The organism is Zoogloea sp., assembly GCF_017302315.1.
Taxonomy (GTDB): domain Bacteria; phylum Pseudomonadota; class Gammaproteobacteria; order Burkholderiales; family Rhodocyclaceae; genus Zoogloea.
Genome location: NZ_JAFLDT010000014.1, coordinates 54,935 through 61,628, shown reverse-complemented (window position 1 = coordinate 61,628; position 6,694 = coordinate 54,935). Strand labels below are relative to the sequence as shown.

The 6,694-nt window shown below is 60.2% G+C and carries 9 protein-coding genes; 1 reads left to right on the top strand and 8 read right to left on the bottom strand.

Going from position 1 to position 6,694, the window contains the following annotated elements:
- Positions 1 to 237 precede the first annotated feature (237 nt).
- The 8 genes from J0L98_RS07105 to ompR form a co-directional block, all read right to left on the bottom strand.
- The gene (locus J0L98_RS07105) at positions 238 to 1,017 is read right to left on the bottom strand and encodes a peptidylprolyl isomerase (RefSeq protein WP_296410935.1); all 780 of its coding nucleotides are present in this window, start codon (positions 1,015 to 1,017) and stop codon (positions 238 to 240) included.
- Positions 1,018 to 1,051: 34 nt separating this feature from the next.
- A complete protein-coding gene (locus J0L98_RS07100) occupies positions 1,052 to 1,315 on the bottom strand; it encodes a BolA family protein (RefSeq protein ID WP_296410932.1) in 264 nt (87 codons plus the stop codon).
- A complete protein-coding gene (locus tag J0L98_RS07095; RefSeq protein ID WP_296402861.1) occupies positions 1,312 to 1,614 on the bottom strand; it encodes a YciI family protein in 303 nt (100 codons plus the stop codon). The genes J0L98_RS07100 and J0L98_RS07095 overlap by 4 nt, the downstream gene beginning before the upstream one ends.
- Entirely contained in the window at positions 1,614 to 2,150 is a 537-nt protein-coding gene (locus J0L98_RS07090) for a septation protein A (RefSeq protein WP_296410931.1), read from the bottom strand. Before J0L98_RS07090 ends, J0L98_RS07095 begins: the two co-directional genes overlap by 1 nt.
- 36 nt (positions 2,151 to 2,186) lie before the next feature.
- Positions 2,187 to 2,585: a group II truncated hemoglobin gene (locus tag J0L98_RS07085; protein WP_296410929.1), complete on the bottom strand. Its 399-nt coding sequence runs from the start codon at positions 2,583 to 2,585 to the stop codon at positions 2,187 to 2,189.
- Positions 2,575 to 3,285 carry an MBL fold metallo-hydrolase gene (locus J0L98_RS07080; RefSeq protein WP_296410928.1) on the bottom strand — a complete coding sequence of 237 codons (711 nt, stop codon included), beginning with the start codon at positions 3,283 to 3,285 and terminating at the stop codon, positions 2,575 to 2,577. Before J0L98_RS07080 ends, J0L98_RS07085 begins: the two co-directional genes overlap by 11 nt.
- A 44-nt stretch (positions 3,286 to 3,329) precedes the next feature.
- On the bottom strand, positions 3,330 to 4,598 hold the full coding sequence (locus tag J0L98_RS07075) for a sensor histidine kinase (protein WP_296410934.1): 1,269 nt from the start codon (positions 4,596 to 4,598) through the stop codon (positions 3,330 to 3,332).
- A 92-nt stretch (positions 4,599 to 4,690) separates the two neighbouring features.
- A complete protein-coding gene (gene ompR, locus J0L98_RS07070) occupies positions 4,691 to 5,419 on the bottom strand; it encodes a two-component system response regulator OmpR (protein ID WP_296410927.1) in 729 nt (242 codons plus the stop codon).
- 564 nt (positions 5,420 to 5,983) lie between these two features.
- On the opposite strand from ompR, the gene tsaB reads away from it, so the two are divergent.
- Positions 5,984 to 6,676, top strand: coding sequence for a tRNA (adenosine(37)-N6)-threonylcarbamoyltransferase complex dimerization subunit type 1 TsaB (gene tsaB, locus J0L98_RS07065; protein ID WP_296410924.1), 693 nt, complete (start codon positions 5,984 to 5,986; stop codon positions 6,674 to 6,676).
- The last annotated feature ends 18 nt before the right edge of the window (positions 6,677 to 6,694 follow it).

Below are 6,694 nucleotides of genomic sequence, written 5' to 3'. Positions count from 1 at the left end.
TGCTCGCTGCGCTGCTCGAACACCATCCGCACTGAACGCTCGCGCACTTCCGGGGCGTATTTCGTTGTCTTCTTCATGGCTCCATCTTCTCAAGAGTGGGAGCCTCCGCGAAACCCGGGGCGATTCATGGCCTTGCCCTACCGGCAAGAAAAGTATGGCTTGGGGAAGATCGATGCTCTCCAAGGGGGGATGATCACTGCAGGTCGATCAGCATTCACCCCCATTGAAGACTGTGGCTTATTTGATTGTGGCTTTCGTGCGCAGCTCAGCGATGTGACGCTCGACGCGCATCTGCTCCAGACGTTGCTTGAGCTGACCCTTGGCTTCCTCCAGTGAGGGCGCCTTCACCGGGCGGCTGTCCTCAAGCTTGATCACGTGGTAACCAAAGTCGGACTTGATCGGGGTTGAGGTGTATTTCCCTTTTTCAAGTTTGACAAGGCCGTCGGCAAAGGGCTTGACGAATCCGGCGGGGTTTGCCCAGCCCAGATCGCCGCCTTTGTCCTTCGAGCCCGGATCCTTTGACTGCTTGGCCAGCTCTTCAAACTTCTCGCCTTTGTCGAGTTTGGCAATGATGGCTTTCGCTTCCTCTTCCTTTTCGACGAGAATGTGGCGTGCCTTGTATTCCTTGTCACCCAGTTGTGCCTTGATCTTTTCGTATTCGGCCTTGACCTCGGCATCCGTCACAGGATGGGCCTTGACGTAGTCTTGGAGGTAGGCGCGAATGAGTACGGCTTGACGCGCAAGTTCGACTTGCGCCTGGACGTTGCCAGCCTTTTCAAGCCCTTTCTTGCGGGCTTCCTGGGCGAGGACTTCGCGGCGCACCAACTCTTCCTTCACGGCGTTGCGGAGTTGTTCCGAATCCGGTGCGCCCTGGGCCTTTTGCTCGCTGATCATCACGTCGGCGCGGGCTTGGGGAATTGCGGTGCCGTTGACGGTGACGACGGTCTGGGCGAGGGCAGGGATCGCGACGAGGGCCGCGACGAGGGACAGAGCCAGATGGCTCGGGACGATCTTCATCAGGTTTCCTTGCTTGGGTGTTGCGGTTTGAAAGTCAATTTTCTTCAGGGCTGCGCGCCTGAATTGCAAGCGCATGGATTTCCTTGTGCATCAACTCACCGAGTGCTTCGTAGATGATGCGGTGGCGGGCCACGGTGTTCTTACCCTGAAAGACGTCTGACACGATGCTGAGTCGGTAGTGCCCGCCTCCTGTGCGCGCACCGGCATGGCCAGCGTGCAGATGGCTGTCGTCGATGAGTTCGAGTCTCACGGGTTGCAGGCTGGCGAGGCGTGCGCGAATCTCGTCCATAATGTTCATTGAGGAAAAACCTTCTTGAAGGGCTTGACCGTACAGCGGGCAAAGACACCCGTGGTGGTGTAGGGGTCGGCACTCGCCCAGGCCTGGGCCTCTTCCAGGGAAGCGAATTCAGCGACGATGACGCTACCGGTGAACCCGGCGGGCCCCGGGTCCGGAGAGTCCACGGCGGGGCACGGGCCCGCCAGGATCAACCGTCCATCAGCCTGCAGAGCCGCGAGGCGGGCCAAGTGTTCGGTCCGCACTGCCATCCGTTTTTCATGGGTGTTCGGGGCATCTTCACCGATCAGGGCATACAGCATTATTTCGGTTCCTCTTCAAGGTAGCGGGACAGCAACATTCCTTGGGCCAGGACGAACACGAGCATCAGGCCCATGCCGCCGAACAGTTTGAAATTGACCCAGGTGTCTTCGGAGTAGGTATAGGCCACGAAAAGATTGAGTACGCCCATGCCTGCAAAAAAGGCTGCCCAAGCGAGATTGAGACGGCTCCAAAGTGGATCAGGAAGTTTGAGTTGGGCTTCCATGAGGGCCCGGATCAGATTCTTCCGGAGCACGAAGGCCGAGAACAGCAGCGCCCCGGCAAAGAACCAGTAGAGAACCGTGGGCTTCCACTTGATGAAGGTCGGGTTGTGGAAAAGCAGGGTGGCACCGCCAAATATCGTGACGATCGCCAAGCTGACCCAAAGCATGGTGTCCACCTTGCGGTGACGGAACCATACCCAGCCAATCTGCCCGACAGTGGCAACGATGGCCACAGCCGTTGCGGCAAAGATGCCCGAGAACTTGTAGGCGACAAAAAACAGGATGATGGGAAAGAGGTCGAAAAGAAATTTCATTGGTCGGAAAATCGGTTTGCAGCGCTTGGGGCGGTGTCAGGTGGGTTCGGGGCGATTGCGCATGTGGTCGGCCAGGCCCTGAATGGCGGTCCATAGCTGCGTACGCAGAGGCCCTTCGGGGACACACTCGTTGAAGGCTTGTTGCATGCACATCAGCCATTGGTCCCGTTCGGCACTGGCAATGGCGAAGGGAAGATGACGTGCCCGCAGTCGCGGATGACCAAACTCCCGTTCATAGAGTTGTGGGCCTCCTAGCCAGCCGCTTAGGTACTTGAAGAGCTTCTCCTCGGAGCCCGAGAGATCTTCCGGATGCATCTGCCGCACGTCCCAAGCTTCCGGGAGCGTGTCCATAAGGGTGTAGAAACGATGCACCAGGTTACGGATGCCCTCCGCTCCCCCAAGGTCGCTGTAGGGGGTGGTTTGCTCAGGTGGCATGGATGTCGAGCTCTCCATCACGGCCGCAGCGCAGGTTGGCGGGAAGGGCTTCGTCAATCATGCGGGGGCGGGGCAGATCGAGCGCGGCCATCAGTCCGATGAAATCGCCCCTGCTGCGTCCCGCAAGGCGAGGATTGCTCGCCTTCTCCTGGCCGATGCACGAGACACGGGCGCCGCGATAGTCATGTCCGGGATATACAAGGGTTTCGTCAGCCATCACGAAAAGTCGCTCTGTAATGCTGTCGTAAAGCGTGCCGGCATTCCCTCCTTGGAAATCTGTTCGCCCGCAACCCCCGATCATGAGTGAGTCTCCGGTGAACAGCCGATCACGCCAATGGTAGGTTACGCAACCAGGGGTGTGACCAGGGGTCGGAATCACGCGGATGAGCTCGTTACCGAAGACGATGGTATCCCCGTCGGACAACAGACGGTCCGCACATCCCACTCCGCCACTCGAGCCGACGGCGCTGCGCGCACCGGTGAGTTCCCGAAGCCCGGCAGCACCGGTAATGTGATCCGCATGGATGTGAGTCTCAAGAACCCACCCAAGCTGAAGTTCCTGTTCTTGCAGAAACGTGACGTAGGCGCCCACATGCTCCTTGACCGAGTCAATGATTACCGCGTCGCCGGTCAATGGATCGGCGAGCAGATAGCTCAGGGTGCAGCTAGTGGGGTCGAAGAATTGATGGAACAGGATCATGGGTGCGTAATCTTGTAGAGGATGGCGCTGATTCTAGCTTCAACTCAGGTTTTTGGTACTGCTCGCAGCAGGATGGCTGCACGGAGACCACCTCCTTCGCGGGGTAGCAGGCGGAACTCTCCGTGCTGGCCTCGCACGATACGATCGACAATGGCGAGCCCTAGCCCCGAGCCCTTGGTGTTGCTGCGGGCGGATTCAAGACGGGTGAAAGGGCGTTTGACCTTCTCAATCTCCGTGACAGGAATACCGGGCCCCCTGTCGAGCACTTCGATCGTAGGGTGGCCTTCCATCACGCCGATGAAGAGTTCCGGCGTATGACCAGCGTAGCGCAAGGCATTTTCTATCAGATTCGTTACCGCACGGCGCAGTGCTTGCGGGCGCACTTGCGCTGCAGCCTTCGCGGTGGCCGATACCTCGATCGGGAATCCCCGGCGAGCGTAAAGTCCTGCCAGTTCGGTTGCCAGTTCGGCGAGGTCCGTGACAGCCATTGCTTCATCGTCGTCCTCCTTGGCGAATGCCAGGAACTGCCCGATGATGCGGTCCATATCCTCGATGTCCGAGACCATCGCATCCACGTCTGCAGAGCTGGCGCCACACATCTCGATGCCCAGGCGAAGACGGGCAAGCGGCGTTCGAAGGTCGTGGGAGACGCCAGCGAGTATCAAGGCGCGATCAGTGTCAAGTTCCTGGAGGTCGTGGGACATCTGGTTGAAGGCGTGTGCCAGTTCCGCCAATTCGGTGGGCCCGTTTTCGCTGAGGTGCGGAGGAACCTCTCCACGTCCTACCGTGCGCGCAGCCGTAGCGAGAGCCTTGAGGGGGCGGTTGAGGCGCGAGACGATCATGTAAGCGCCTAGCATGGCCAGGCTCAGGGCGGCGGCGCCCCACCACATCCATTCGAGGGCATGGGGGCGCATCACGCGCTCGGCGGGAAGCATGAACCAGAATTCGCCAGCGTTCTCCAGATCGTCGGCCTGGATGTGAAAGCTAACCCAGAAGCCAGGCAAGCCTTCCCACGACGAGGCGAAACGTGTTTCGGGCCCAAGCTGGTGGCGGATGTCCGTGGTCATCTTTCGGACAAGGGCACTGTTCTCCAGGGGCGTCGTACGGTCATCGGCCTCGGCGGGGTAGATGCGGATACCTTCCTGTGTGGCCAGGTCGAGGAGCAGATCCTTGCGCAGGGTCGGATCTGCATTCAGCAGGGCCGTGCGCGTCAGGTTGATGATGCTGACGACGGTCTGCGCGGTCTGAGCGGCACGGCTTGCCTGGTCGAAATGACTGAAGATCGCCGACCAGACCGCGACTGAGGCGAGCATCAGCAAGGCGACCACCAAGAATATGCGCCATAGGAGGGTGCTCGGAGCCCCTGCCAGGATCGAACGATAGCGGGCCGGCGCCATGGAGGGGGTCAGGGAGCGTGCTTGTTGCCATCCGGGACGAAGACATAGCCGAAGCCCCACACCGTCTGGAGGTAACGGGGTTTGCCGGGATCTTCCTCGATAAGTTTGCGCAGACGCGAGATCTGCACATCGATGGAACGATCAAAAACGTCGTATTCCCTGCCTCGAGCCAGCTCCATCAGGCGGTCGCGGGAAAGGGGCTGACGCGGGTGCTGCAACAGAACCTTGAGCAGGGCGAACTCACCCGTCGTGAGCAGGGTCTCCTCGCCGTTGCGGATCAAGATGCGATTGCCCAATTGCACGACAATGTGTCCGAAACTGACGTCTTCGTCGTCAGCGACCGGTGCGCCCGGTGGTGTCTGGGGTTGACGGCGTAGCACCGCATGGATGCGGGCCACCAGCTCGCGAGGGTTGAAGGGCTTCGGCAAATAGTCATCGGCCCCCATCTCGAGCCCGATGATTCGATCCACGTCATCGCCCTTGGCGGTGAGCATCACGATCGGGATCTGATTGCCCGTGCCTCGAAGGCGCCGGCAGATCGCGAGGCCATCTTCCCCAGGCAGCATCAGGTCAAGGACCATCAGGTCAAAATGCTCCCTCAGCAAGGCCTTGTCCATCTGGGGGGCGTCATTCACCACCTTGACATTGAAGCCCTGATCACCGAGATAGCGCTTGAGCAGGTCACGCAGGCGAAGATCGTCGTCGACGACGAGAACCCGATAGTTTTCTTTTTCCATGGCCCAATGCTAACGGCTCGCCGACGACCCGGCTAGATTTGATGTTCATGTCGGGTAAGAAAACGTAAGTCCTTGTGGGGGTCTAACATTTTCTTACAAAGGTGGGTTCCTGCTTTCTCTCGGGCTGCCAGAATCAAATCCGGACGAGGTGGAGCTGCAGGGAAGCCCCAGTCCGGGTTAGGATGAGGACCATGTACCACGGGATTTATTCGCCAAGATTGATCTGCCATGCCCTGTCTGTCGGGGGCGTCGCCTTGTTGTGTCTTCTGCCTGCGGACAGCGCTGTCGCTGAACAGGTGGATAGGCTCGCGCCTTATCTCCGCCAATATGCTTCGCCAGCGGATCGCTCGATCCGCCAGGTGCCGGTCATGGCGACTGAGCCCATGCACCGAAACGAAATGGACGACCGGACCGTGCGCCGTTGGTCCCCGGAGGAGCGCCGACAGCTACGTCGCGATGTCCATGAGGCCGGACGCGATGTTTACGGTTCCCCCCCTCGTCGTCCCGATTGAAGCTTCCGGAGCCGACTGCGGCAAGCCCGGAGGGCGGTAGAATGCGCCCGATATGAAGATTCTTGCCCTCGAAACATCAACCGACTCGGGGTCGGTTGCACTACTTGATGGAAGCACCCTGACTGAGCGCCAGGTGCCAGGCAGCCCCGGACATTCGGAAACCCTGCTTCCAGCCGTGATTTCCCTGCTGCATGACTGCGGCCTTCCCCTGGCCGGACTTGACGCCATCGCCTTTGGCGCGGGTCCGGGGGCCTTTACCGGTTTGCGCCTGGCCTGTGGTGTGGCCCAGGGACTCGCCATCGGGCTTGGCAAGCCGCTGATCCCGGTCGGTACCCTGGAAGCGCTGGCGAGCCAGTGCCCGGAAGAGGCCATCTTCGCGGCGGTCGATGCGCGTATGTCGGAAGTGTATTTTGCAGCCTACCGCCGGGTACAGGACGGGCTGGTCGAGATTCTGCCTCCTGCCTGCGCGGTGCCTGGGAGCGTGATTCTGCCTCCCAGTGGGGTGTGGTTCGGCTTTGGAACGGCATTCCGCGCCTATCAAGAGGTGCTTGTATCCGGCTTGGGTCCGCGTCTTGGCGGATTTGACGGTGCCCCGGTACCACGGGCCTCCAGTATCGCGAGCCTTGCGGCGCCGCGTTTGGTGCGCGGAGAGACGCTTGATCCTGCTTCGGCCGCGCCTCTCTATGTTCGTGACAAGGTGGCCATGACTACCGTCGAGCGTTTGGCCCGGGGAGGAAAGGCGTGATCGCGTTGTCTCTCCATC

What these genes read in the sequence shown, in the direction of transcription:
- J0L98_RS07105 (WP_296410935.1), bottom strand. Translation starts at nt 1,017, where the DNA reads ATGAAGATCGTCCCGAGCCATCTGGCTCTGTCCCTCGTCGCGGCCCTC.
- J0L98_RS07100 (WP_296410932.1), bottom strand. Translation starts at nt 1,315, where the DNA reads ATGAACATTATGGACGAGATTCGCGCACGCCTCGCCAGCCTGCAACCC.
- J0L98_RS07095 (WP_296402861.1), bottom strand. Translation starts at nt 1,614, where the DNA reads ATGCTGTATGCCCTGATCGGTGAAGATGCCCCGAACACCCATGAAAAA.
- J0L98_RS07090 (WP_296410931.1), bottom strand. Translation starts at nt 2,150, where the DNA reads ATGAAATTTCTTTTCGACCTCTTTCCCATCATCCTGTTTTTTGTCGCC.
- J0L98_RS07085 (WP_296410929.1), bottom strand. Translation starts at nt 2,585, where the DNA reads ATGCCACCTGAGCAAACCACCCCCTACAGCGACCTTGGGGGAGCGGAG.
- J0L98_RS07080 (WP_296410928.1), bottom strand. Translation starts at nt 3,285, where the DNA reads ATGATCCTGTTCCATCAATTCTTCGACCCCACTAGCTGCACCCTGAGC.
- J0L98_RS07075 (WP_296410934.1), bottom strand. Translation starts at nt 4,598, where the DNA reads ATGCTCGCCTCAGTCGCGGTCTGGTCGGCGATCTTCAGTCATTTCGAC.
- ompR (WP_296410927.1), bottom strand. Translation starts at nt 5,419, where the DNA reads ATGGAAAAAGAAAACTATCGGGTTCTCGTCGTCGACGACGATCTTCGC.
- tsaB (WP_296410924.1), top strand. Translation starts at nt 5,984, where the DNA reads ATGAAGATTCTTGCCCTCGAAACATCAACCGACTCGGGGTCGGTTGCA.